The 25,093-nt window shown below is 75.2% G+C and carries 19 protein-coding genes and 1 pseudogene; 10 read left to right on the top strand and 10 right to left on the bottom strand.

What is annotated here, in order from left to right; genetic code table 11:
- Window positions 1-33 precede the first annotated feature (33 nt).
- Window positions 34-1,788 (top strand): class I adenylate-forming enzyme family protein, encoded by a 1,755-nt coding sequence (locus tag NRO40_RS12535; protein WP_058941781.1) that lies wholly within the window; start codon window positions 34-36, stop codon window positions 1,786-1,788.
- Between the two features lie 64 nt (window positions 1,789-1,852).
- On the opposite strand, the gene NRO40_RS12530 is transcribed toward NRO40_RS12535, so the two are convergent.
- Entirely contained in the window at window positions 1,853-3,163 is a 1,311-nt protein-coding gene (locus NRO40_RS12530) for a M6 family metalloprotease domain-containing protein (RefSeq protein ID WP_058941806.1), read from the bottom strand.
- A gap of 258 nt (window positions 3,164-3,421) precedes the next feature.
- Here NRO40_RS12530 and NRO40_RS12525 point away from each other — a divergent pair, with 258 nt between their 5' ends.
- Both NRO40_RS12525 and NRO40_RS12520 read left to right on the top strand, forming a co-directional pair.
- Window positions 3,422-4,186 carry a TetR/AcrR family transcriptional regulator gene (locus tag NRO40_RS12525; protein WP_079046998.1) on the top strand — a complete coding sequence of 255 codons (765 nt, stop codon included), beginning with the start codon at window positions 3,422-3,424 and terminating at the stop codon, window positions 4,184-4,186.
- A gap of 294 nt (window positions 4,187-4,480) precedes the next feature.
- On the top strand, window positions 4,481-6,022 hold the full coding sequence (locus NRO40_RS12520; protein ID WP_058941780.1) for an MFS transporter: 1,542 nt from the start codon (window positions 4,481-4,483) through the stop codon (window positions 6,020-6,022).
- A 130-nt stretch (window positions 6,023-6,152) separates the two neighbouring features.
- On the opposite strand, the gene NRO40_RS12515 is transcribed toward NRO40_RS12520, so the two are convergent.
- Window positions 6,153-6,713 carry a MarR family winged helix-turn-helix transcriptional regulator gene (locus NRO40_RS12515; RefSeq protein WP_079046989.1) on the bottom strand — a complete coding sequence of 187 codons (561 nt, stop codon included), beginning with the start codon at window positions 6,711-6,713 and terminating at the stop codon, window positions 6,153-6,155.
- A gap of 163 nt (window positions 6,714-6,876) precedes the next feature.
- Between NRO40_RS12515 and NRO40_RS12510 the strand changes: the two genes are divergently transcribed.
- Window positions 6,877-7,650, top strand: coding sequence for a dioxygenase family protein (locus tag NRO40_RS12510; RefSeq protein ID WP_058941778.1), 774 nt, complete (start codon window positions 6,877-6,879; stop codon window positions 7,648-7,650).
- A gap of 166 nt (window positions 7,651-7,816) precedes the next feature.
- Here the strand turns inward: NRO40_RS12510 and NRO40_RS12505 are convergent, their stop codons facing one another.
- On the bottom strand, window positions 7,817-8,683 hold the full coding sequence (locus NRO40_RS12505) for a helix-turn-helix domain-containing protein (RefSeq protein ID WP_058941777.1): 867 nt from the start codon (window positions 8,681-8,683) through the stop codon (window positions 7,817-7,819).
- A 293-nt stretch (window positions 8,684-8,976) separates the two neighbouring features.
- Window positions 8,977-10,038, bottom strand: a complete 1,062-nt coding sequence (locus NRO40_RS12500; protein WP_058941776.1) for a questin oxidase family protein — start codon at window positions 10,036-10,038, stop codon at window positions 8,977-8,979.
- 635 nt (window positions 10,039-10,673) lie between these two features.
- On the opposite strand from NRO40_RS12500, the gene NRO40_RS12495 reads away from it, so the two are divergent.
- The gene (locus NRO40_RS12495; RefSeq protein WP_058941775.1) at window positions 10,674-11,669 is read left to right on the top strand and encodes a sigma-70 family RNA polymerase sigma factor; all 996 of its coding nucleotides are present in this window, start codon (window positions 10,674-10,676) and stop codon (window positions 11,667-11,669) included.
- 329 nt (window positions 11,670-11,998) lie between these two features.
- On the opposite strand, the gene NRO40_RS12490 is transcribed toward NRO40_RS12495, so the two are convergent.
- On the bottom strand, window positions 11,999-13,126 hold the full coding sequence (locus tag NRO40_RS12490) for a helix-turn-helix transcriptional regulator (protein WP_198549311.1): 1,128 nt from the start codon (window positions 13,124-13,126) through the stop codon (window positions 11,999-12,001).
- Between the two features lie 152 nt (window positions 13,127-13,278).
- Here NRO40_RS12490 and NRO40_RS12485 point away from each other — a divergent pair, with 152 nt between their 5' ends.
- From NRO40_RS12485 to NRO40_RS12470, 4 genes are all read left to right on the top strand, one after another.
- Window positions 13,279-14,763, top strand: coding sequence for an MFS transporter (locus NRO40_RS12485; protein WP_257375409.1), 1,485 nt, complete (start codon window positions 13,279-13,281; stop codon window positions 14,761-14,763).
- A 400-nt stretch (window positions 14,764-15,163) separates the two neighbouring features.
- The gene (locus NRO40_RS12480; RefSeq protein ID WP_058941774.1) at window positions 15,164-15,925 is read left to right on the top strand and encodes a DeoR/GlpR family DNA-binding transcription regulator; all 762 of its coding nucleotides are present in this window, start codon (window positions 15,164-15,166) and stop codon (window positions 15,923-15,925) included.
- Window positions 15,922-16,860, top strand: coding sequence for a 1-phosphofructokinase (pfkB, locus tag NRO40_RS12475; RefSeq protein WP_058941773.1), 939 nt, complete (start codon window positions 15,922-15,924; stop codon window positions 16,858-16,860). The genes NRO40_RS12480 and pfkB overlap by 4 nt, the downstream gene beginning before the upstream one ends.
- Before the next feature lie 24 nt (window positions 16,861-16,884).
- On the top strand, window positions 16,885-19,275 hold the full coding sequence (locus tag NRO40_RS12470; protein WP_058941772.1) for a fructose-specific PTS transporter subunit EIIC: 2,391 nt from the start codon (window positions 16,885-16,887) through the stop codon (window positions 19,273-19,275).
- A 328-nt stretch (window positions 19,276-19,603) separates the two neighbouring features.
- Here NRO40_RS12470 and NRO40_RS12465 read toward each other — a convergent pair whose 3' ends face one another.
- The 3 genes and pseudogenes from NRO40_RS12465 to NRO40_RS12455 all read right to left on the bottom strand — a co-directional run bounded on the left by NRO40_RS12465 (window position 19,604) and on the right by NRO40_RS12455 (window position 23,249).
- The gene (locus NRO40_RS12465) at window positions 19,604-20,380 is read right to left on the bottom strand and encodes a DUF6227 family protein (protein ID WP_058941771.1); all 777 of its coding nucleotides are present in this window, start codon (window positions 20,378-20,380) and stop codon (window positions 19,604-19,606) included.
- 133 nt (window positions 20,381-20,513) lie between these two features.
- A pseudogene (locus NRO40_RS12460) lies at window positions 20,514-21,613 on the bottom strand (P1 family peptidase).
- Window positions 21,614-22,040: 427 nt separating this feature from the next.
- Window positions 22,041-23,249, bottom strand: coding sequence for a low temperature requirement protein A (locus NRO40_RS12455; protein ID WP_058941770.1), 1,209 nt, complete (start codon window positions 23,247-23,249; stop codon window positions 22,041-22,043).
- Window positions 23,250-23,343: 94 nt separating this feature from the next.
- On the opposite strand from NRO40_RS12455, the gene NRO40_RS12450 reads away from it, so the two are divergent.
- Entirely contained in the window at window positions 23,344-23,550 is a 207-nt protein-coding gene (locus tag NRO40_RS12450) for a hypothetical protein (RefSeq protein WP_058941769.1), read from the top strand.
- Between the two features lie 19 nt (window positions 23,551-23,569).
- Here NRO40_RS12450 and mscL read toward each other — a convergent pair whose 3' ends face one another.
- The gene (gene mscL / locus NRO40_RS12445) at window positions 23,570-24,061 is read right to left on the bottom strand and encodes a large conductance mechanosensitive channel protein MscL (RefSeq protein ID WP_058941768.1); all 492 of its coding nucleotides are present in this window, start codon (window positions 24,059-24,061) and stop codon (window positions 23,570-23,572) included.
- A 135-nt stretch (window positions 24,062-24,196) separates the two neighbouring features.
- Window positions 24,197-24,526: an RcpC/CpaB family pilus assembly protein gene (locus NRO40_RS30775; protein WP_408056998.1), complete on the bottom strand. Its 330-nt coding sequence runs from the start codon at window positions 24,524-24,526 to the stop codon at window positions 24,197-24,199.
- Window positions 24,527-25,093 lie beyond the last annotated feature (567 nt).

Here is a 25,093-nt window from a genome sequence, read left to right as displayed (position 1 = left end):
TGCCCGCGGGCGGGGTTCCTGTAGCGTCCCGGCGTGTCGTACGTCGAGAGTTCTTCGCGGGCCGAGGCCCTGCTGACCGCGCCCGGGGCGCCGTTCGCCGTGCGGCGGGGGGCGGACGGGCGGCTGGAGTACGTCGCCGGGCCGCGGACGTTGCGGGAGTTCGCGGAGGCGACCTGGGCGTTCGGGGACGCGGTGTTCCTCCTCGACGACGGTGACGGTGAGGGTGGGGGGACGTCCTACACGTACCGGGAGTTCCTGCTCGCCGCCTGCCGGCTCGCGACGCGCCTCACCGACGCGTTCGGGCTGCGGCCCGGGGACCGGGCGGTCATCGCGGGGTGCAACCGGCCCCAGTGGCAGGTCGCCTTCTGGGCGGCGCAGCTCGCCGGACTCGTCGCCGTGCCGCTCAACGCCTGGTGGACGGCGGACGAGTGCGCGTACGCCCTGGACGACTGCGCGCCGCGGGTGATCCTCGCGGACGACGAGCGGGCGGGGCGGTTGGCGGACTGGGCGCGGCACAACGACGTGCCCCGAGTCGGCTTCGACGAGGTACCGACCGCCCGTGACGTGTGCCGTGACGTCGCCGGCCACGCCGCCGGACCGACCCCGGGGTACGCCGGGTACGGCGTCGGGGACGCCGGCGGGTACGGCGTCGGGGCGGGGAGCGCCGCGCCGCCCGCCGTGGAGGTCCGGCCCGACGACGACGCCACCATCCTGTACACCTCCGGCACCACCGGCCGCCCCAAGGGCGCCGTCGCCACCCACCGGGCGCAGGTCGCCGCCGCGCTGAACCCGCGCTACCAGGCGGCCGCCGCGGCCCTGGAACGCGGGGACGTGCCGGGGCGGGGGAGGCCGCCGGTGTCGCTGACGACGTTCCCGTACTTCCACGCCGCCGCCTTCACCTCCGTGTACGCCGTCATGGCCGCGGGCGGCACGCTGCTGTCCATGCGCCGGTGGGACCCCGACCGGGCGCTGGAGCTCATCGGCCGCCACCGCGTCACCCACTACGCCGGCGTTCCCGCGACCGCCCTGCAGCTGCTCGACGCGGCGGGCGGCGCGGGACTCGACACGCTCACCAACTTCGGTACCGGCGGGGCGGCCGCGCCGCCCGAGATCGTCCGCCGCCTCACGGAGGAGTACGGCACGCGCATCGAGCCCCGCAACGGCTACGGCCTCACCGAGACCTGCGGCGGGGTCCTCGCGCACTACGGCGAGGCGTACCGCCGCCGCCCCGGCAGCGCGGGCCGGCCGACCCCCGTCACGGAGGTCCGCGTCGCCGGGCCCGACGGCGTGCCGCTGCCGGACGGGGAGGTCGGCGAGCTGCTGCTGCGCGGGCAGAGCCTGGTGCGCGGCTACTGGCGCGACGAGGCGGCGACCGCGGAGGCGTTCACGGCCGACGGGTGGCTGCGGACCGGGGACCTCGCCGTGGTGCGGGAGGACGGTCGGGTCGACGTCGTGGACCGCCTCAAGGACGTGGTGATCCGCGGTGGTGAGAACGTGTACTGCGTCGAGGTGGAGGCCGCCCTGCACGCGCACCCCCGGGTCGCCGACGCCGCCGTGCTGGGCGTCCCGCACCCGGTGCTGGGCGAGGAGGTCGCCGCGGTCGTCCGGCTCCGGGACGTCCCGGGCGGCGACGTGGTCACCGCCGACGCGCTGCGGGCGCACGTGGGGCGGGGTCTGGCGGCGTTCAAGGTGCCCGCGCACGTCCACTTCGTGGCGGACCCGCTGCCCCGCAACGCCGCGGGCAAGGTCCTCAAGGACGTGTTGCGGGAACGCTTCGGCGGGGTGTGACCCGCTCGCTGTACCTGGTGTGCCCCGGTGTGCCGTGGTGTGACCCGACGCGCGCCGCCCGGTCTCAGCGGCGCGTGACGCGGACGCGGTACGAGCCGTCCCGCTCCTTCGCGACCACGGTCACCGCGATCCGGCCCGTCCGGTCCTGGAACGTCTCACCCGGCCCGTACGGCGCGTCCGACAGTTCCGCGTGCACGTTGGGCCGGCGTGTGCACCCGCCGCTGCCGCCCTCGCTGTCCGCGACGGTCACCGGGCCCTGACCGGTGTCGACGTCCGTCCGTACCCGGTAGACGAGCACGCCCGGCTCGCACACCGCCTCGTCGTTGCCCTCCCGGACGCGGACCTCGACCGCGTACCCGGAGCGGCGGCCCGTCGGTACGACCAGCAGTTTCGCGCCGCGCCCCGAACGGGCCAGCGGCGTGAGGGCGAACTCGTGGGTGCCGCGCGCCTCGACGCAGCGCACCTGCCCGGCGTCGAGCCAGCCCAGCTTCCACTTGTGCCAGCCGAGCAGGTCGTTGTTGGCGCCCCAGTCCTCGGACATGATGTCCCAGTGGCCGACGGCCGCCCCGCCCTCGGGCGTGTACAGGTCGGGCAGGCCGAAGACGTGGCCGTTCTCGTGCGGCAGCACCCGGAAGCCGGTCTCCTCGAAGGAGCCGGACCCGTCGTCCTGGCGGCTGTACACGAAGGACGTGTTGGACAGCGCCACCCCGTCCGCGCGGGGCGCCTCCGTGTTGCCGGAGAAGGTGACGGACAGGACGGTGTCGAGGGCCGACGGGCCGGCGTTGGGCGTGACCAGGACGTTGACCAGGTCGTAGGCGCTGAAGTCGACCCGTTCGTCGGCGGCCTCCACGATGTCCTCGACCAGCTTGCGGTACCCGGGCTCGTACGGCGCGCCGCGGTCGATCCCGTACGCCTCGAACGGCAGCGGCATGCGCAGCCAGCCCGTCAGCGGCGCGTACGGGACGTAGCGCAGCCGTCCGTAGGAGCTGGTGCGGAACCAGTCGGAGGTCTGCGGGAAGAACTCCGCGAACCGCCGCATCGCCGGGCCGTCGCCGACCGCGTCCGGGAAGTCGATCATCAGGTTGAGGGCGCGGACCACGCCGGTGGAGCGGGCGTAGCCGGCCGGGGTGGGGACGCCCTCGGACATCTGCACGTCCGGGGCCGGGCCGATGCGGCACGCGGCGAGGTCGGCCGTACCGGACGAGCGGGGGGTGAGGGCGTCCGACGCGGGCTCGGCGGCGGAGGGGCCCGCCGTGGCGGGGACGGGGCCCTGGGTGGAACTCGCCGTGGCGAGGGCCGCCACGGACAGGGCGGTGACGGTTCCGATCGCGGCAGTCCTGCGTATTCGCCGTCGTCGGCTGGTCGGCTGCTGCATGTCCACAGCGTCTGCCGGGTGCTCGGGGGGCGCCCGCCGGGTGGCCCGATCGTGGTACCCGGGCATTCGGGTGACGCGGGTCACAGACGGGCGGGAAATAAGCGGGGACGGTCTCCCCGTTTGCATGGGTGCCGCCGGTAAGCGGGGAGCTTCTCCCCGGTTGCCGTGGCTCCGCCGAACGGGCCACGACGAGGCACGACGAGGTCGAGCCGACGCGTACGAGACCGCACGAGGAGAGGGAGTCCGACCGTGACCGCCATGACGTCCGCCACCCCGGCGACCGGGCCCGCGACGGGCACCACCTCCTCTTCCCCGACCGGCACGGCTTCCCCGACCGGCACGGCTTCCCCGACCGGCACGGCTTCCGCGTTCGCCGGGTGCGGTGTCGGGGCCGGACGGCGGGCGCCGCGACCGCGGGCGGACGCCCTGCGCAACCGCGAGCGGATCGTCTCGGCCGCCCGCGAGATGTTCGTCGAGTCCGGCGCGGACGCGCCGCTCGACGAGATCGCCCGCCGGGCCGGCGTCGGCAACGCCACGCTCTACCGGCACTTCCCGGACCGCACCGCCCTCGCCCACGAGGTCGTCGTCTCCGTCATGGCCCGCATCACGCACAGCGCCGAGCGGGCCGCGGCGGAGGAGGCCGACACGTTCGACGCGGTTCGGCGCTTCGCGCACGAGGCGGCCGACGAGCGGTTCGGCGCCCTGTGTCCGATGCTCTCCGGCACCTTCGACCACGACGAGCCGGGGATCGCCGCCGCGCGCGGCCGGCTGGAGGGGGCCGTCCAGGGGCTCTTCCGGCGGGCGCAGGCGGCCGGCCGGCTCCGCGCCGACGTCGCCGTCGGCGACCTGCTCGTCGCGCTGTCCCAGCTCACCCGCCCCCTGCCGGGCACCGCCTGCCCGGACAACGACCAGTTCGTCCACCGCCACCTGCAGCTCCTCCTCGACGGCCTGGAGGCCCCCGGCCGCTCCCCGCTGCCCGGGACCCCCGCGACCCTGGAGGGTCTGCGCCGGCACGACCGCTGACGCCCGCCACGAACCCGTACCGCCACGTACGACCCCGTACGCGGCGTACGCCCACGCACGACCAGCAGGACCCGTGCGCCCCGCACGCCGTACGACCCGCGCCTGACCGCGCGCACGACGTACGGCCCGCGAGACGTACGGACCCACACCAGTACCACCCACACCGGCATCACCAGTGCCGCTCGCACCAGTACCACCCGCACCGGCACCACCGGTTGCGTCCGTACCACCGTGCTCCGCCCGCCCCACGCCTTTCCTCTTTCCGTGCCGACGACCCATTAGGTGGCCACACCCATGTCGAGAACCCCCGAAGCAGCCGGCGTGCTGCCCGATCCGAGCCGCTGGAAGGCGCTCGTCTTCATAGCCCTGGCCCAGCTCATGGTGGTGCTCGACGCGACCATCGTGAACATCGCACTGCCCTCCGCCCAGCAGGATTTGGGCATCTCCGACGGCAACCGCCAGTGGGTCATCACCGCGTACGCCCTCGCCTTCGGCGGACTGCTGCTGTTCGGCGGCCGGATCGCCGACCTGTGGGGGCGCAAGCGGACCTTCGTGGTGGGCCTCCTCGGCTTCGCGGCCGCGTCCGCGCTCGGCGGTGCCGCCACCGGTGAGGCCATGATGCTCGGCTCGCGCGCCCTGCAGGGCGTGTTCGGCGCCCTCCTCGCGCCCGCCGCCCTGTCGCTGCTCGCCGTGATGTTCACCGACGCCCGCGAGCGCGCCAAGGCGTTCGGCATCTACGGCGCCATCGCCGGCGGCGGGGGCGCGGTCGGCCTCATCCTGGGCGGTTTCCTCACCGAGTACCTGGACTGGCGCTGGACGTTCTACGTCAACATCCCCTTCGCGGTCGTCGCCGCGCTGGGCGCCTACTTCGTGATCCGTGAGCCGGTCGGCAGCCGCAACCGCTCGCCGCTCGACGTCCCCGGCGTCCTCCTGTCCACGTTCGGCCTGGTCGCCCTCGTGTACGGGTTCACGCGCGCCGAGTCGCACGGCTGGACCGAGGCCGGGACGCTGCTGGTGTTCGCCGCGTCGGTGCTGCTGCTGCTCTCGTTCGTCGCGGTCGAGGCGAAGGTCCGCAACCCGCTGCTGCCGCTGCGCGTGATGACCGAGCGCAACCGCGGCGGGGTCTACCTCTCCCTGGGCCTCGCGGTGATCGCGATGTTCGGCCTGTTCCTCTTCCTCACCTACTACCTCCAGGTGGTGAAGGGCTACTCGCCGCTGAAGACCGGATTCGCGTTCCTGCCGATGGTCGTCGGCATGATCACCGGCTCGACGCAGATCGGCACGCGTCTGATGACCCGCGTCCCGCCGCGGCTGCTGATGGGGCCGGGCTTCCTCGCGGCCGCCGTCGGCATGCTGCTGCTGACCCGGCTGGAGATCGACTCCTCGTACACGGGGCTGATCCTCCCCGCGCAGCTGCTCCTCGGCCTGGGCATGGGCACGGCGTTCATGCCGGCGATGTCCCTCTCCACGCACGGCGTCGAGCCGCGTGACGCCGGGGTGGCCTCGGCGATGGTGAACACCTCGCAGCAGGTCGGCGGGGCCATCGGCACGGCGCTGCTCAACACGATCGCCGCCTCCGCGACCACCGCGTACGTCGCGGCCCACGCCGCGTCCGCGACGTCGCCGCAGGCCCAGCGGCTCGTCCTGCTGGAGTCGATGGTGGAGGGGTACACGTCCGCCATCTGGTGGGCGGTCGGCATCCTCGTCGCCGCCGCGGCCATCGCGCTGACCCTCGTCACGACGGGCCGGCCGAACCTCGCACCGCCGAAGGGCGGGGCCGGGGACGGCGCGCCGGGCGACGGGGACGCGGTCCCGGTGCCGGTCCTGGCGCACTGACGGCGCCGGGCACGGCCCCCGCGTCCGGGCCCGCGTCCGTGCCCGTCACGGCTCCTGGCTTCCTCCTGGCCGGCGGCCCGTGCCACCCCCACCCCACTCGTCACATCCGCCACCTGCCCTGGTGTCCGCGTCAGCGGAGCCAGGGCAGGTCCGCGTTCGGGTCCGACGGCTCCAGGCCGTCGGCGACGGCCCGCATGATGGCGCCGAGCTGGTCGACCTGCTCGGGCGTGAGCCGGTCGAACATCGCCTGCCGCACCGCCTCGACGTGGCCCGGCGCGCTGCGCTGCAGCACCGCGAATCCCTCGTCCGTCAGGAACGCGTTCTGCCCGCGCTTGTCCGACGGGCAGTCCTCACGGCGGACCCAGCCGCTCCGCTCCAGGCGGGCGACGGCGTGCGAGAGCCGCGACCGGGTGATCTTCGCGCCCTTCGCCAGCTCGGTCATCCGCATCCGGCGGCGGGGTGCCTGGGAGAGCTGTACGAGCAACCCGTAGTAGATGTGCGGCATCCCCGCGTCGCGCTGGAGCTGCCGGTCCAGGTGGTCCTCCAGGAGCATGGTGGCGTGCACGTACGACCGCCACACGCGCTGTTCGCGGTCGGTCAGCCAGCGCGGCCCGTCCGTGGCCACGCCCGCCGGGCCCCGGGCCGCGCCGTCTCCCGGCGCGCCATCCCCGTCGATGGATGCAGTGTTCATATATCCACTCTACTTCTTCTTGAAGATTAAACTAGATGCCGTTACCGTGGGCGGCGCGGTGAGATTGAACTTTCAAGTTGCCCTCTCTTTCACCTCCACCCCCACCTCCGTCTCCCGCTCCCCGCGCGGCCATGCCGTGCGGCAACGCCGAGGGGAACCCGCCATGACCACCCGCATGCCCGCCCTCTACCTCTCCCACGGCGCCCCGCCGCTCGCCGACGACCCCGTGTGGCCCGGCGAACTCGCCGCCTGGTCCGCCGACCTGCCCCGCCCGACCGCCGTCCTCATGGTGTCCGCCCACTGGGAGGAGGCCCCCCTCGCCCTGGGCGCCACCCGGACCGTGCCCCTCGTGTACGACTTCTGGGGCTTCCCCGAGCACTACTACCGCGTCCGCTACCCCGCACCCGGCGCACCGGAGCTCGCCGAGGCGGTCCGCAAACTGCTGCGCGCCCCCGGCACCCCCGTCCAGGACATGCCCGACCGCGGACTCGACCACGGCGCCTACGTACCGCTCGTCGAGATGTACCCCGGCGCCGACGTCCCGGTCCTCCAGGTGTCCCTGCCGACCCTCGACCCGGGCCGGCTGATGGAGCTGGGGCGCCGGCTGGCGCCGCTGCGCGACGAGGGGGTCCTCATCGTCGGCAGCGGCTTCTTCACCCACAACCTCGCCGCGCTGCGCCAGGAAGGCGTCCCCGGCTGGTCGGCGGAGTTCGACGAGTGGGGCCGTCACGCCCTCGCCGAGCGGGACGTCGACGCGCTGCTCGACTTCCGGCACGCGTCACCCGCCGGGGAGCTCGCCCACCCGCGTACCGAGCACTTCGCCCCGCTGTTCGTGACGCTCGGCGCCGCGGACGCGGCGGGTGACCTCGACACGGCCCGCAGCGTCGTCGACGGCTTCTGGCTGGGGCTCGCGAAGCGGTCCGTGCAGTTCGGCTGAGCCGGGGGCGTCCAGCTGTCGGTTCGCCGACGCCGGTGCCGGGCGCGGGCGCCAGCGGCCGGTTCGGAGCCGACACCGGTGCCGGTGCCGGTGGCGCGGGTGCGGGCGCGGATGTGTGTGCGGGTGCGGGTGCCGGACGGTGCTCGGCGCGGGCCGGCCCGGCCCGTCACCGCGTCGGCGGCGAGGCGTAGAGCCCGACGGTCTCCCTGATGAGGTGCCGGCTGCGGTCGGGGCAGAGGGCCTGGGTCTGCAGGTGCGCGTACATCAGCTCGTGGTGCCGCACGTCGTGCGGCCTCTCCAGGTAGAGGTCGCTGGTGAACCTCTCCAGGTACACCACGGCCCGGCCGCTGTCGGGGAACCGGAGGAGGGAGAACTGCCCCGAGAGGCCGGGGTGGGCCCCCGCCGCGTGGGGGAGGACCTGCACGGTGACGTGCGGCTCGGTGCTCAGCGCGTGCAGGTGCTCCAGTTGCTCGCGCATGATCTCCCGGCTGCCGACGACGCGCCGCAGGGTCGACTCGTCCAGGACGGCCCACAGGCGGAGGCGGCGGGCGGGGTCGTAGATCCGGTGCTGCCGGCGGAGCCGCACCTTCAGCCGTGCGGCGGCCTGCTCGACGGTGGCCAGCGGGATCGTTTCCTCGATGACCGCGGCCGCGTAGGCGGGGGTCTGCAGCAGACCGGGGATCACCATGGGCTCGTAGGTGTGGAGGGAGGCGGCCTCGGTCTCCAGGCCGACGTAGACGCCGTGGGGGATGTCGCCGTAGACGTGCCACCAGCCCTGCCTTCTCGACTCCCTGGCCAGTCCCATCAGGGAGTCGACGACGTGCTGGTCGGTGACTCCGTAGAGCCCGCACAGGTCGCGCACGTCACGGGGGCTGACGGCGCGGCGGCCGGTCTCCATGTGACTGACCTTGGCCTGGGAGATCAGCAACCGCGCCGCCACCTGCGTACCGGTCAGGCCGCTGGCCAGGCGGAGCCGGCGCAGCTCCGCCCCCAGTCGTCGTCCCCTGACGGTGGGGTTGTCGTTCGCCGCCACGGGCGGTGTACCTCCGGCTCCAAACCACCTGGTCCCCCGGCATGTTGACACGGGGCGCCAGCTGTTGATCATGCGCCGTGCCGCTGGAGTCGACGGAGGTGAAAACGGATTGTGCACATGGAATGTGCCGCCCGGCGATGTCCCGAACGGAGCAGCGGCCTGCGGGGTGGGGGCGGGGCCGGCGACCGGGGAGGGGGAGCCGTAGGGGTGTGCCGGGCGGTGGGAACGGGGCGTCGTCGCCCGCGGCCGGTCGGGCCGTCGGAACGGGGCGTCGCCCATGCGACCGGTACGGGTCAGAACAGGGGCGGGATCTGCTCCACGGACCGGACGGTCGCGGCCAGCGCGAGCGGGTCGCCGACGTCGAGCGCCGTGTCGGCGAACTTGATGGCATGGTCGTTGCCGTGCGCCGCCGCCCGCTCGAACACCTCCTGCGGGGTGAGCCGGGCGGCTCCCGGGAGGCCCGGCGGGGCCGGGTCCGGGGCGGCGGGGGCGTACGCCGCGGTGACCGCCGCGCTCGCCGCCCACGCCGCGCCGAGGCTCGGCACCCACAGGTCGCGCGGCAGGACGGGCAGGGTGCGCAGGACGGCGTTCGGCGCGGTGGCGGCGTGCACCAGCATGACCGGCGAGCCGTGCCCGTGCGTGGCGTACCGGTGAGTCGCCGCGGTGACCAGCTCGGCCAGGTGCGCGCGGGCGGCCTCCGGGTCGGGCGCGGTGCCCCACCGCGGCAGCGCGGACAGCTGCGCCAGCCGCTCCCGGATGCCGCCCGACTGCTCCGGCACGGTCGGTACGGCGTCGAGGGCGGCGGCGGCCGTCGGCGCCGGCCGGAGCTCGGTCACGGCGGGCAGGGGCTGATGGCGGGCGGCCCAGTAGCCGAGGGCGTGCGCGAGCTCGGTGACGCGCGGGGCGTTGTCGCCCGCGGCCAGCAGGGTGCGTACGGCGTGACCGACGCGGATCACCGGATGGGTCGCGCCGGCCGCGATGCCCGGCAGCAGGCGCGGCCACCACTCGGCGAGCACCTCCCGCCAGGGCCGCTCGGCGGTCTCCCGCTCGAAGTGGGCGGCCCAGTCGGCCATCCGGGCCGGGTCGCCCAGCGCCTCCCGCCAGTTCTCCCGCGTCACCCGCTCGTACGGGGTCGGCATGTCCTCCAGCTTCGCCCGGTACCGGTCGATCCAGCGGTGCACCCGCGGCGCGTGCCCGTGCCGGGCGAGCGCCTCGACCGCCATCGGGGCGTGGTTGCTGAGCCAGCCGTCGCGCTCCGGGCCGCACGCGTGGAGGCGTTCGAGCGCTTCGTCGAGGATGCCGGTCGGGTCGCCGGTGTAGGGGGCGGGGGAGGGGGCCGTGTCGGTGTGGTCCATGTCCGGGACCCTAGGCACGTCTCCGTGCCGGCGGAACCGGCCGCCGACGTAGTCCCCGCGGCCCCGCCGCTCCGGGCCCGCGGCCCCGTCGGACCTAGGCCCGCGGCCCGTCGGACCTAGGCCCGCGGGCCCTGTCGGCGCGGGCCGACAGGGCCGACAGGGCCCGCGTGGCCGGGCCGGCGACCGTTCCGGCTCGGGCGGGCGAGGTGGGGGTGGAGGTGAGGGTGAGGGGCGTGGGCCGGGGGCTTCTTTGTTCGTCTTGGAACAATTCGGGCATGGCAACCGTTGTGCGGGCAACCAGGAGGGGGTGGGGGTCGTCTTCCGGGTGGGAGGGCGACCGCAGGGTACGAGGACGCCGTTCGGGGGTGAGGACACCGTGCCGTATGTGATCGCCGTCACGGGCGACCAGGTGACCGCTTGTCGCGGGCGGCGAAGAAGCGGGCCGGTTTCCCCGCTCCGACCTGCACTTCTGCTCGGTCGAGCCGTGCATGACCGCCCGTGCGGCGGGACAGGGTACTGCATGATCGGCTAAATCGAGGGTCGGCTGGGGAATTCTGTCCGGATTCCAGTCGTTGTTTCCATCGGATGCAGGGCACCCGGGAGGGTGTCGCGACCTACTCAGTAAGGGAGCTCGCATGGCAACCCGTGCCGTCGCCCGTCCGGAGTCCGCCACCAGGACCGCTCGGGCCAGCAGCGTTCGCGCCGTGGGCGGGGAGATCGCCGACCGCGACCTGGTCGGCATGTACCTCGACGAGATCGCCCGCACGCCGCTGCTCGACGCCGCCAAGGAGGTCGAGCTCTCCCAGATCATCGAGGCCGGCGTGTACGCGCAGCAGATCCTTGACGGCGAGGTGGAGACCGACGCCGACGGCGCGACCCGCGAGGAGCTGGAGCGCCTGGTCGACGAGGGCGAGCGCGCCAAGGACGTCTTCATCCGCTCCAACCTCCGCCTGGTGGTCGCCGTGGCCCGGCGCTACCCGCGCAGCGGGCTGCCCCTGCTCGACCTCATCCAGGAGGGCAACGCCGGCCTGGTCCGCGCGGTGGAGAAGTTCGACTACACCAAGGGCTTCAAGTTCTCCACGTACGCGACGTGGTGGATCCGCCAGGCCATCACGCGCTCCATAGCCGACCAGTCGCGCACGATCCGCCTCCCCGTCCACCTGGTGGAGGAGCTGGGCCGCATCCGCCGCGTGCAGCGCGAGTTCAACCGCGAGAACGGCCGGGACCCCGAGCCCGCCGAGATCGCCACCGAGCTCGGCTCGACCCCGGAGCGCGTCTCCGACGTCCTGGACTGGGCCCGCGACCCGGTGTCGCTGAACATGTCCGTGGACGACGCGGGCGAGACGCAGTTCGGCGACCTGCTGGAGGACACCTCCGCGGTCTCGCCCGAGCAGTCGGTGCTCACGCTGCTGCGCAGCGAGGAGCTGGAGGACCTGATCGGCCGGCTCGACAACCGCACCGCCTCCATCATCCGCATGCGGTACGGCATCGAGGACGGCCGCGAGCGGACGCTCACCGAGGTCGGCAAGCAGCACGGCCTGACCCGCGAGCGGATCCGCCAGATAGAGAAGCACGCCCTGCTGGAGCTGAAGCGCATGGCCAGGGACACCGGCTTCGACGCCGCCGCCTGACGGCGTCGGCCGCGCCCCCCACGAACCCACCGTCCCGCCCGGATCCCCCCAAGGGGCGGGGCGGTGGCCGAACCGCAGCCCTCCGCCTCCCCCCCGGCGGGGGGCTGCGGCCGTGTCCGTCGGGGCGCGCGTCGGCTCCCACCGCCCGGCGAGCCTGCGGCGTGGCGTGCCTGCCGAGCGACGCGTCTGAGGCGTGGCGCGCCTGCCGGTGGGGCGTACCAGCCGAGCGGCACGCCTGGGGCATGGCGCGCCTGCTGGTGGGGCGCACTGCCGAGCGGCGCGCCTGGGCCCACGCGCCACCGTGACGCCCGCCGCGTACGCCGCCCGGATCAGGGCGCGGTGCCCGGCCCGTCCCCGTCGCTCGCGTCCCCCGGACCGCCGGGAACACCCGGACCACCCGGACCGCTGGGGCCGCTGGGAACACCCGGATCGCCCGGTCCGCCCGGACCGCTGGGAACACCCGGTTCGCCCAGTCCGCTAGGACCGCCCGGCCCGTCGTCCCCGACGCCCGCGCGGCACAGGCGGGCGCCCAGTTCGGCGACGTACGACGCCAGCTCGCGCGGGCCGTGCACCGTGAACTCGCAGTCCACCATCGCCAGCCGCACGGCGAGCCACTCCACCGAGTCGACCGCCCGCGCCCGGAGCCGGCAGGTGGCTCCGCCCGTCGACTCCGGCGTCAGGTACCCCGGGAGGCGTGCCGCCACGAAGGCGGCGGGCGCGTCGAACGACACGTCCAGCTCCAGCCCCTCCTGGCGCCCGCGCAGCGAACGCCCCAGCAGCTCCGCCGCGTCGCCGCCGGGCAGCTCGCGCGGCGTGAACCGCGCCCCCGTGGGGAACGGCTCGTCGACCCGGTCCACCCGGAACGTCCGCCAGTCCTCCCGCCCCAGGTCGTAGGCGACCAGGTACCAGCGGTACCCGGTCGACACGAGCCGGTACGGCTCCACCTGTCGCCGCGTCCGCGTGCCGTCCCCCGCCCGGTACCCGAACCGCAGCCGCTCCCGCCCCGTGACCGCCGACGCGAGCGCGGTGAGGGTGCGCGGGTCGACCGTCGCCCCGTCCCCCCGTGTCAGCGGGATCGTCGCGCTCTGCAGCGTGGAGACCCGGTGCCGCAGCCGCGACGGGAGGACCTGCTCCAGCTTGGCCAGCGCCCGCACGGACGCCTCCTCCACGCCCTCGATGGCGTGGCCCGCCCCGGCGCGCAGGCCCACCGCGATGGCGACGGCCTCCTCGTCGTCCAGGAGCAGCGGGGGCATCGCGGCCCCCGCGACCAGCCGGTAGCCGCCGACGGCGCCCTTCGACGCCTCGACGGGGTAGCCGAGCTCCCGCAGCCGGTCGACGTCCCGCCGGATGGTGCGGGGGCTGACGTCGAGGCGGGCGGCGAGCTCGCTGCCCGGCCACTCGCGCGGGGTCTGCAGCAGGGACAGCAGTTTCAGGAGACGTGCCGGTGTGTCCGTCATGCCGTCCAGCATCGCCGTCATCTAGGACGTGTTCTGTCCTAGAGGACCCGTAGGTTTCCCGCCATGACCTCGCAGAAGCCGACCCCCACCCCCAGTACCGCGCCGGCGGCCCCGGCGCGGACCGCCGCCGCTGGTTCGCCCTGGCCATCGTCATGACCGCGGCCTTCATGGACCTCGTGGACGTGACGATCGTCAACATCGCCATCCCGGCGATCCAACGGGACCTCGGCGCGACCTTCGGCGCGATCCAGTGGATCACCGCCGGGTACGCGCTCGCCTTCGCGGCGGGCCTCATCACGGGCGGCCGGCTCGGCGACATCCACGGACGCAAGCGCCTGTTCCTGATCGGCGTCGGCGGCTTCACCCTCGCCTCCGCGCTCTGCGGATTCGCCACCGGCCCGGACATGCTGGTCGCCTCGCGGATCCTGCAGGGCGGCACGGCGGCGCTGATGGTCCCGCAGGTCCTGTCGATCGTGCACGCCACCTTCCCCGCGCACGAGCGCGGCAAGGTCTTCGGCCTGTTCGGCGCGATCGTCGGCCTCGGCGCCGTGTCCGGTCCGCTGCTGGGCGCGCTGCTCACCCAGTGGGACCTGTTCGGCCTCGGCTGGCGGCCGATCTTCCTGATCAACCTCCCCGTCGGCGTGGCCGCGCTGCTCCTGGGCCGCGCCTACATCACCGAGTCGCGGGCGCCGCGCGCCCTGCGCCTGGACCTGCCGGGCGTCGTCGTCGCCATCGCCGCGATGCTGCTGGTCATGTACCCGCTGACGCGGGGCGCCGAGCTGGACTGGCCCGCCTGGTGCTTCGTCACGATGGCCGCCGCCGTCCCCGTCTTCGCCGCCTTCGTGGCCTACGAGCGGCGCAAGGCGCGGCGGGACGGCTCGCCGCTGGTCGAGCTCTCCCTCTTCCGGGTCAAGAGCTTCGCGGCGGGCGTCGCCGTGCAGCTGACCTTCGGCATCGCGCTCGGCATCTTCTTCCTGGTGTGGACGCTGTACATGCAGCTCGGCCTCGGCTGGAGCGCGCTGCGCGCCGGACTGACGGGCGTGCCGTTCTCGATCGCCGTGTCGGTCGCGGCGGGGCTGTCCGTCCAGAAGCTCGTCCCCCGCTTCGGCCGCCGGGTACTGCAGGCGGGCGCCCTGACGATGGTGGCCGGTATCGGTCTGTACGTCTGGGAGGCCGAGCGGTACGGCATGGGCATAACGTCCTGGCAGATGGCGCTGCCGCTGGTCGTGATGGGCCTCGGCATGGGCCTCGTGGTCGCGCCGCTGACGGACGCGGTCCTGTCGGACGTGCCGCGCGAGCACGCCGGATCGGCGTCCGGGATCGTCAACTCCGTGATGCAGCTCGGCAACGCACTCGGCCTCGGCCTCGTCTCGGTCGTCTTCGTCCCCGACGGGTTCGGACGGGCCGTGGCGGACGCCTTCACCGGTGCCCTGGGCTGGGTCGCGGCGGTACTGGCCGTGGTGTTCGTGGTGATGTTCGCGCTGCCGGCCCGACCGCGGCAGCACGCGGAGGACGGGGACGCCGACGAGCCGGACGCGACCGTACCGGCCCCCGCCGCAGCAGCGCACGCGGACGCCGACGCCGACGCGGACGCGGACGCGGACGCCGACGCGGAACCGGCGCTCGCCGCCCGCTGACCCCGCGACCGTACGCACACCCTGTCGAGGCCCCGCCGGGCGACACCCGGCGGGGCCTCCGCGCGCCGCGCCCGCGCACCCCCGGCCCGACCGCCCCACCCCGCGCGCCACGCCCGCACCCCGTCCCAGGCCCCGGCCCGCACACCGCGTACCGGCTCCGCGCGCCCTGTACCCGCTCCGTACGCCGTGTACCGGCCCGCACGCCGTGTACCGGCCGGCACAGCGCGTACCGGCTCCCGCTCCGCCGCGCGCCGGCGTCGCGCGGCGCGCAGGGGAGACCGCCACTCCCGTGGATGTCCGAGTCTGCCCGGGTGGTGCCCGAATCTGTTTACTTCTCCCGTGTCGGCGCGTAGCCTGCCAGCAGAACCACAGGTTCGGTCACGAACGGAAGTCAACGGACATGTACGCACCCGAGCGCCAACAGGAGATCCTTCGCCTCGCCCGCGAGGGCGGCCGCGTCGACGTGCTCTCCCTCGCCGAGGAGTTCCAGGTCACCGCCGAGACCATCCGGCGCGACCTCAAGGCCCTCGACCGGGCCGGCCTCGTACGTCGCGTGCACGGCGGCGCCATCCCGGCGGGCCGTCTCGACTTCGAGCCCGACCTCGCCGAACGCGAGTCGACCGCCGCCGACCAGAAGGACCGCATCGCCCGCGCGGCCCTCGCCGCACTCCCCGAGGAGGGCAGCGTCATCCTCGACGCCGGGTCCACCGTCGGGCGGATCGCCGCCGCCCTGCCCCTGGACCGGCCCCTCACCGTCGTCACCCACGCCCTGACGACCGCCGCCCGCCTCGCCGACCACCCGGGCATCGCCCTCCACCTCGTCGGCGGCCGCGTACGGCACCGCACCCGCGCCGCCGTCGACGCCTGGGCGCTGCGCGCGTACGGGGAGATCCGCGCCGACGTCGCCTTCCTCGGCACCAACGGCTTCTCCCTCGCCCACGGCCTCACCACCCCCGACCTCGCCGAGGCCGCCGTGAAGCGCGCCGCCATCGGCGCCGCCCGCCGCGTCGTCCTCCTCGCCGACTCCGCCAAGCACGGCCAGGACCACTTCGCCCGCTTCGGCGACCTGACCGACGTCGACCTGCTCATCACCGACGAGGGGCTCGCCCCCCAGGACGCGGCCGCCATCGAGGCCGCGGGAACGGAAGTCGTCCGCGCATGATCCTCACCGTCACCCCCAACCCCTCCCTCGACCGGACCTACGAGGTCCCGGCCCTGGAGCGCGGCGAGGTGCTGCGCGCCACCGGCGAACGCGTCGACCCCGGCGGCAAGGGCGTCAACGTCTCCCGCGCCGTCGCCGCCGCCGGACACCGCACCCTCGCGATCGTCCCGCTCGGCGGTGCCCCCGGCGCCCTCGTCGCGGAACTCCTCGCCCGGCAGGAGATCCCCGTCGCCCCCGTGCGCCTCGGCGGCCACACCCGCTCCAACATCGCCGTCGCCGAACCCGACGGCACCCTCACCAAGATCAACGCGCCGGGGCCGCGCCTCACCCCCGGCGAGTCCGAGGCGCTCCTCGCCGCCGTCGGCACCCACGCCCCCGACGCCGACTGGGTCGCCTGCTGCGGCAGCCTCCCCCAGGGCCTCGCCCCCGCCTGGTACGCCGACCTCGTCACCCGCGTCCACGGACACGGCTCCCGCACGGCCCTCGACACGTCCGGCCCCTCCCTGCCGGCCGCCCTGCGCGGCCGCCCCGACGTCATCAAGCCCAACGCCCAGGAGCTCGCCGAGGCCGTCGGCCGCCCCCTCGCCACCGTCGGCGACGCGCTGAAGGCCGCCGACGAACTGCGCGCGGCCGGCGCGGGCGCCGTCCTGGCCAGCCTCGGCGCCGACGGCCAGCTCCTCGTCTCCGACACCGGGACCTGGTACGGGCACGCCCCGGTCAGCGTCGTCCGCAGCGACGTCGGCGCCGGGGACGCCTCCCTGGCCGGCTTCCTCGCGGCGGGCGGCCGGGGCCCTGAGGCCCTCGCGGCCGCCGTCGCCCACGGCGCCGCCGCCGTACGCCTTCCCGGCAGCCAGATGCCCACCCCCGCCGACCTGGACCCGTCGGCCGTCACCGTGACCACCGACGTCCCCCTCGACCGCGCGCTCTCCGCGTGACGAGCTGAGCGAGAGGAGCCCGCGATGAGCGACATGATCACCGGTGGCCTGGTCGACCTCGACCTGGCCGCGCACACCAAGGAGGAAGCGGCCCGTTCGCTGGCCGCGCGCATGGCGTCCCTCGGGCGCGTCACCGACGTGGACGGCTTCCTCGCCGACGTGGCGGCCCGCGAGGCCCAGATGCCGACCGGCCTCGAAGGCGGCATCGGCATCCCGCACTGCCGCAGCACCCACGTGACCGAGCCGACCCTGGCGTTCGGCCGCGCCCCCCACGGCATCGACTTCGGTGCCCCCGACGGGCCCGCGGACCTGATCTTCTTGATCGCGGCCCCCGCCGGCGCCGACGACGCCCACCTGACGATCCTGTCGTCCCTGGCCCGCCGTCTGATGGACGAGCGGTTCACGACGGCGCTGCGCGCGGAGACGGACCCGGAGCGGGCGGCGGCACGCATACGCGGCGAGGAACCGCCCCCGGCGGGCGCCACCGCGACCGACCACCGCGAAGGCGCGGACGCCCCCGGCGCGGGCGGCACCGACGGGTCCGCCGGCCCGGGCGGGCACCACGGGGGCGACCGTACGGGCGGGTCCGATCGCACGGACGGGTCCGACCGCACGGACGGGAGCGGCCGTACGGACGCGGCGGGCGCCACCGCTCCGACGGACGGCACCGCTCCGGCGGACGGCACCGCTCCGACGGGCGCCACCACCCCGGCGGGCGCCACCACCCCGGCGGGCGCCACCACCCCGGCGGGCGACACGACCCCGACGGATGCCACCGCCCCGGCGGACGGCACGGTGCCGGGTGGCGCCGGGCCGGGTGGCGCGGAAGGCCCAGACGGCCCACCCGTCCCGGGTGACGCGGCAGCCCCCGGCCCCGTCGCCGGAGCCCCCGGCGGGGCCGGTACCCCCTTCCGTATCGTCGCCGTCACCTCCTGCCCCACCGGCATCGCGCACACCTACATGGCGGCGGAGGCCCTGGAACGGGCCGGACGGGACGCCGGGGTGGAGGTGACCGTCGAGACGCAGGGCTCGGCCGGCTTCACCCGCCTCGACCCGGCCGTCATCGCCGCGGCCGACGGCGTGATCCTCGCCCACGACGTGCCGGTACGCGACCGGGAACGCTTCGCCGGCAAGCCGACCGTCGACGTCGGCGTGAAGGCCGGCGTCAACCGCGCCGCCGAACTGGTCGCCGAGCTCCGCGCCCTGGCGGAACACGGCGGAACGCCCACCCCCGACGCCACCCCGCGCGGCCCCTCGGTCGGTACGCCGGTCGGCCGGGCCGGCGAGCCCGGCGACGGCTACGGCACCAAGCTCCGCACGTGGCTCATGTCCGGGGTCAGCTACATGGTCCCCTTCGTCGCCGCGGGCGGCCTGCTCATCGCCCTGGGCTTCGCCCTCGGCGGCTGGGACATCGACAAGGCGCCGTCCGTCGCCGAGCACTTCGCCTGGGGGCAGGCGGACAGCTGGGCGGCCCTCATGTTCCAGACGGGCGGCCTGGCGTTCGGCTTCCTCGTCCCCGTCCTGGCCGGGTACATCGCGTACGGCATGGCGGACCGCCCCGGTCTGGTGCCGGGCTTCGTCGGCGGGGCCGTCGCGCTCACCGTCGAGGCGGGGTTCCTCGGCGGCCTGGCGGCCGGCCTCCTCGCGGGCGCCGTCGTCCTGGCCGTCCAACGGCTGCGCGTCCCGCCCGCGCTGCGGGGCGTCATGCCCGTGGTGATCATCCCGCTGCTGGGGTCGGCGGTGGTCGGCTTCCTGATGTTCCTGGTGGTGGGCAAGCCGATCGCCACGCTCCAGAAGGCCCTCACGGAGTGGCTGTCCGGCCTGTCCGGCGCGAACGCCGTCCTCCTCGGCGCGCTGCTGGGCCTGATGATGTGCTTCGACCTGGGCGGCCCGGTCAACAAGGTCGCGTACGCCTTCGCCGTGGGCGGCCTCGCCACCCCGAACGACGGCTCCCTGAAGGTCATGGCCGCGGTGATGGCCGCCGGCATGGTGCCGCCGCTCGCGTTGGCGCTGGCCACCACCGTGCGCGGACGGCTCTTCACGAAGGCGGAGCGCGAGAACGGCAAGGCCGCGTGGGTGCTGGGCGCGTCGTTCGTCTCCGAGGGCGCGATCCCGTTCGCGGCGGCCGACCCGCTGCGGGTCATCCCGTCGGTGATGGCGGGCGGCGCCGTCACGGGCGCCCTGTCCATGGCCTTCGGCGCCACCCTGCGCGCCCCGCACGGCGGCGTCTTCGTCGTCCCGCTGATCGGCAACGCCTTCCCGTACCTCCTGGCGATCGTCGCGGGCACGGCCGTCGGCGCGGCTCTGGTCATCCTCCTCAAGAGCACCCGCAGGACCCCGGCGACCGGCACGCCCGCCGAGCCGGCGGGCGGGACGGCCGAGGCGGGGCAGGAGGCGGCGGCAGCAGCGAGCTGACCGCCCTCGCGCGAGCCGGGGCCCGCACTCACCGCGGGCCCCGGCCGCCCGCCGGCCCACGGTTCACCCCCCGTCGGACACTCGGCGGGTCCGTCCCCCGCACCCCGGTCCGTCCCCCGCACCCCGGTCGAACCCCGCCGTCCGGTCCCGCACCCCGCCGGGTGGCCACACATCGGCCAAGCCCCGCGCTCCGGCCCCCGGCACCCCGGCCGAAACCCCGCGGTCGCGCCACGCCGCGGACCCCAGCGCACCGGGGCCGGGGGGCGGGCGACCCGCCGGCCACCGGCGACCCGCCGGCCACCGGGGCCGCGCGCCCCGCCACCGGCCCTCAGCGCACCCGGGCGCGTGACTCCATCGCCGTGCGCGCCGCCCGCTCGTCCTCGTACACCTCGCACATGTGACGGCCGTCCGGCGTCGCCGTGTGCTCGACCTCCCACACGCTCATCTCGCTCCCGTCCAGCAGCAGGAACGCGTGCTCGTACAGCGAGAACCCCGCGTCCCTGCCACCCGCCACACCGCACTGCCGGCCGAACACCTGCTGGATGTGGTGGGCGAACGCCCCGCGCAGCCGCGCCGCGACCGCCTCACCCGGCCGGTCGGCGTTCTCCGCGCGGCGCAGCACCCGGCGCGCGTGGTCAGCCGACTCGTCCGGCACGTACGTGCGCGGCGCGGGCGCCGGCGGACGCACCAGCAGCGCGCTCAGCAGCTCCAGGTCCGCGTCGAGGTCGTCGTCCAGCGGATCGGCGACGGCCACCACCTCGGGGAAACCCAGCGCCTCCGACAGGTGCGCCGCGGCCACCCGCACCTCCGCCTCGTCCACGTACAGCTCATGGTGGTCCTCACCGTCCGCGCCGACGTGGTGGACCAGCTCCCACAGCGTCACCGACGAACCGTCGGCCAGCAGGTACGTGTGCCGGTACGTCACACGGTGCAGCACCGCGCTGTGGTGCGACGCGTGCAGCGCGCTCGCGTGGGCCAGCGCCGACTGCAGCCGCTCGACCAGGGCATCGGGCAGGTCGAAGGAGTTGAGCGCCCGCCCCAGGAGTCGCTCGACGTGCGTCTCCGTGGTCTCGTACGGATCGTTCCGCTCGATCGGATCGTTCAAGATGGGTCTCCAGGCCGTCGCCGCGTGTTACTCGATGCTTGCTCAAGGTAGTGCCTCGGTACGACAACGCGTCCGGCTTCCACAAAACGAAGGGCGCACGAAGCGAGTTCCCGCGCGCCCCCCACCGCACACCTCAACGACCCGGCCCCACGGACCCGTTCGACCCGCCGCGGCCATCCGCCCGGCCCAGTCCCGGCAGAGCGCCGTACAGCTCCCCGTACGAGGGGAATTCCCCGCCCGGGCCCGCCGTACCCCGCGCCGCCAGCACCGCCCGGACGATCGCCCGCGCCACCACGTCCGCGGCCGCCGCCAGCACCCCGTTCAACGCCAGCGGATCGCGCCCCTCGGTGAGCGGGCGCACGCCGGTCGCCAGGGCGAACACCGTGTCCCCGTCGTTCAGCAGGTGCACCGGCCGCACGGCGCGCGCGATGCCGTCGTGCGCCGTACCCGCGACCTTCTGCGCCTGAGCCCGGGTCAGTTCCGCGTCCGTACCCACCACGACCAGCGTCGTGTTCATCGGTGGCATCCCACTGCGCTCACGCGCCTCCGCGAGCCGCAGCGCCGCCGCAGCGCGCACCTCGGGCGAAGGGTACGCGGGCGCACCGCCGTGCGCGCCCCCCGCCGCGAAGGACGGATCACCGTACGCCCCGTACAACACCCCCGTCCCCGGGTCCACCGGCGACCCCACACCGTTCGCCACCACCAGCGCCCCCACCGTCACCCCGGACCCCTTCAGCACCACGCTCGCCGAGCCCACCCCACCCCGGAACCCACCGACCACCGCACCCGTACCGGCCCCCACGCACCCGCACACCACCGGCGCCCCCGGCTCGGTCGCCGCGGCCGCCTCCACCGCCGCCCGACCGGTCGCCGCGCCCGGCCGCGCCCCCAGTCACCACCCCGCCCCAGGTCGAACAGACACGCCGCCGGCACCACCGGCACCACGTGCGTGGGCTCCGGCCCCACGCGCACGCCCCGCCCCCGCTCCTCCAGCCACGCCATCACCCCCGAGGCCGCCTCCAGCCCGAAGGCACTGCCGCCGGTGAGGACCACGGCCTCGACCCGCTGCACCAGGTTGCGCGGGTCCAACGCGTCCGTCTCCCGGGTCCCCGGCCCGCCACCCCGCACGTCGACCGCGGCGACGGCGCCACCCTCCGGCGCCAACACGACCGTCGTCCCGCTCAGCGCCCCGTCACCCGGCACCCGCGCGTGCCCGACCCGCAGCCCGACCACGTCGGTCAGCCCGTCCCTCCAGCCCGCGGCCGTCTCCGCGGGTCCGTCCGCCCGCCCCACGGCCTCCTCGGCGGGCCCGTTTGCCCGCCCTGCGGCCTCCTCGGCGGGCCCGTCCAGCCGCCCCAGGGTCCTCGCCGCGGGCCCGTCCACCCGCCCCGCAGGCCCGTCCGCAGGCCTGTCCGCAGGATCCTCTGGGGACCCTCCCGCAGGCCCGTCCGCGCCATCCGCCCCGTGCCCCGTCACCCTCGCGTCGTCCATGCCCTCTGCCTAGCACGCGCGGATCCATGAGCGGCACCACGCCTGCACGGATCACGCCGAAGCACACCCGGAGGGGGCCTCCCCCCCCCACCCCCGCCCCCTCCCGCCCCGCCCCTTCCCCCCGTCCGCGCCCCACCCCTTCCTCTCCCGCGCGTACCGCTGCGGGCCGTCAGACCACGCCCGTCCGGTGTGTGGCCGTGCGGGCCGTCAGGGTCACGCCGGTGGCGACCGCGGCGGTGGCCACGAGGCCCGCGGCGAGTACCGCCCAGTCACCGGCGAACGTGCAGAGCAGCACGCCCAGTGCCGCGGTCGGCAGGACCAGCTGCTGCGCGATGCCGAACTTGAAGTACCGGGCGTGCAGCGCCCACACCAGCAGCAGGTACAGGGCCGCCGGGAGGGTCACCGCCGCGGCCGCCGCGGTGTCCGAGATGGGGGCCTTGCCGACGGACTGCTCCACCGCCACCTCGACGCCGGCGCCGACAGCGGCCGCCGTAGCGAAGATCAGGTAGTGGCCGTACCCCCACAGGAAGCCCCGGCCGGTGGTCCGCAGCCGTGCGTGCGCGGGGACGACGAAGTAGACCCACCAGGCGGCGAAGACGAGCAGCAGCCCGCCCACCGCGATCGGCAGCAGATCGTCCAGCGCGTCGTTCTCCGCCGCACCCTCCTTCACGGCGACGGTCGCCGCCGCGATGCTCTCGCCGAGCACGATGATCGTGAACAGTCCGTACCGTTCCGCGATGTGGTGGGCGTGCCAGGCGGTGCTCCGTCCGCGGCCGCGCTCGGCGAGCAGCGGCACCGTCATCTCGGCGCACGCCATCACCAGGAACACCCACGGCTTGGCCGCGCCCGGTGCGAAGAGCAGCGCACTCCACCCGGCCTGGCAGGCCAGCACCCCGCCGGCGTACCGCAGGGCGGTGGTCCGCTCGGGGCCGGACGCGTGCCGGGCGGCGCGCAGCCACTGCGAGGCGAGCGCGACGCGCATCACCGCGTATCCCAGCCACACCAGCAGGAAGTCGTGGTCGGTGAACGCGTCGGAGATTCCGGCCGCGAGGATCAGAACGCCCGCGATCTGCAGGAGCGTCATGATCCGGTAGAGGACGTCGTCGTTGTCGTAGGCCGAGGCGAACCAGGTGAAGTTCATCCACGCCCACCAGATGGCGAAGAACACCATGGCGTAGTCCCGGAGTCCCGCGCCCGCGTGTCCCTCGGCGACCGCGTGCACCAGTTGCATGCCGGCCTGCGCCACCGCCACGACGAAGCACAGGTCGAAGAAGAGTTCCAGGGGGGTGGCGGCGCGGTGTTCCTGGTCGCGGTCGCGCGCGATCAGCGGCCGTAGGGGCCGTGAGGGGCGTGTGGCGTCGGCGGGCTCGTGCGTCATGGGGGACAGCACAGCAGAGGGTGGACGCCGCGACGGCTGTGACGCGCTGCTCGGTTCGCGACGCGGCCAGTGGCGCCGGGCGTAGGCTGAACGTATGAGTACCGCCCCCGCCCCCGGACCGCGAGATGCGGAGAACCAGCCCGCGCCGAAGAAGAGGCCGGCCCTGGTCTTCGACGATCCGCTGGACCAGCAATCCGCGGACGATACGGACCGTGGGTGGGGCGAGCGGGCTCCGGGTGGTGACGGCGGGGCCGCCGATCTGGCCCGCTTCCTCGACGAGAAGCCGCCGCACCACCTCTGAGCCACCGCGCCGTCCGCCGCTACGGGGCGCGGACCCCCGACCGGCCGGCCGTCTCGTCGCCGCGCTGGGCGACGAGCACCTCTCGGATGTCCTTGAGGACGTCCAGCTCCGTCACGTCCACGGCGTCCTGCGCGCCGTGCAACTCCTTCTCCCGCGCGGCCTTGCGCGCCAGGTACTTGGCCATGGGCAGCACCATCAGGAAGTAGACCACCGCGGCGGTGATCAGGAAGCTGAGCGTCGCGCTGAGCACCGAGCCCCACAGGATGGCGACACCGGTGGTGACCTCGCCGCCCCGTACGGAGCAGGGACCCTTCAGACAGAACTGGTAGCTCTCCAGGTTCTGGGTGCCGAAGGCGCCGACGATGGGGCTGATGACCCCCTTCACGAGGCTGTTCACGATGTTGGTGAACGCGGCACCGATGACGACGGCCACCGCGAGATCGACGACGTTCCCCCTCATCAGGAACGCCTTGAACCCCTCCAGCAGGCTCGTCCTGTTCTCCTGGCTCACTCCGGTGCCTTTCGTCGCGTGTCGTGTGGGCGGAGCCATTACGCCGCGACCGGAGCGTGCCCGTCCAATCCGTACGCACGGACCGGTGACGCGGCGGGCCGACCGTACGGGTGGGCGCTCGGGGTGGTGGAGCGGTCAGCACAGGGTCACCGCCAGCCGGGACGTGGCGGCCGCGGCCGCCAGCGCGGTCGCGGTCGGGCGCGGCACGGCCACGACGACCAGGGCGCCGCCGACCGTCCCGCCGTCGGCCCACTCGTTTCCCGTCCCCGCCCCGTGCGCCGGCGCGTCCTCCGGGCGCGGTACCTCCGTCACGCGGACGCCCGACGCCACCACCCGGGCCGGGGGGCCGCCGTCCTCCGCCGCCGTGCCCGGGGCGGTGACGGGCGCGGCGATCACGTCCACCCGGTCGCCCGGGCTCAGCAGCCGCACCGTCTCCGCGTCCGCGATCCGTACCGGCGCGGACACGAGCGCCGTCCTGCCTGGTGCCCGCCCGCGCGGGCCGGGGCGTGCCGCGACCCGGACGGAGCCGGCCCGCTGACGGTCCGCCGCGAATGGCGGCCGGTCGGGCGCCGGGGCCGTGACCGCGACCGCGTGGGCGCTCTCCGGCGTCGGCCGTCCCGGCGCAGCGGGCCCCCGGAACCCCGAGGCGGCCAGCGCGGCGGCCGTCATGGCGAGCCCGGCGGCCAGCGCCCGCCGCCTGCGCCGTACCGCGCGCCGTAACCCGTACCGCCCGCCGCGCACCCGCACCGGGGCGAAGGGCGGCACCGCGCACGTCTCCGGCACCGACGCGACCGCCGGAGGCGGCGAAGGAACGGGAGGAGACGCGGGAGGAGCGGAAGGGACAGGGGGGAGCGGGGGAGCAAGGACCGGGAGGCGCGGGGGAGGAGGGGCCGGGGCGCGGTGGGAAGGCCCGCGGGCCGGCGGCGTCCCCCCTGGGGCGCAGGACGTCCCGGGACGGCGTGCCGGCGGCTGGACCTGCGGCCGGGGCGGCGTGGGCGGGTGCGAGCGGGTACGGGAGGACGTCATGGCAGA

It is taken from the genome of Streptomyces changanensis (genome assembly GCF_024600715.1).
GTDB classification, from domain to species: domain Bacteria; phylum Actinomycetota; class Actinomycetes; order Streptomycetales; family Streptomycetaceae; genus Streptomyces; species Streptomyces changanensis.
The sequence above is the reverse complement of the archived record's forward strand: the minus strand, read 5'-3'. Positions and strand labels throughout refer to the sequence as shown.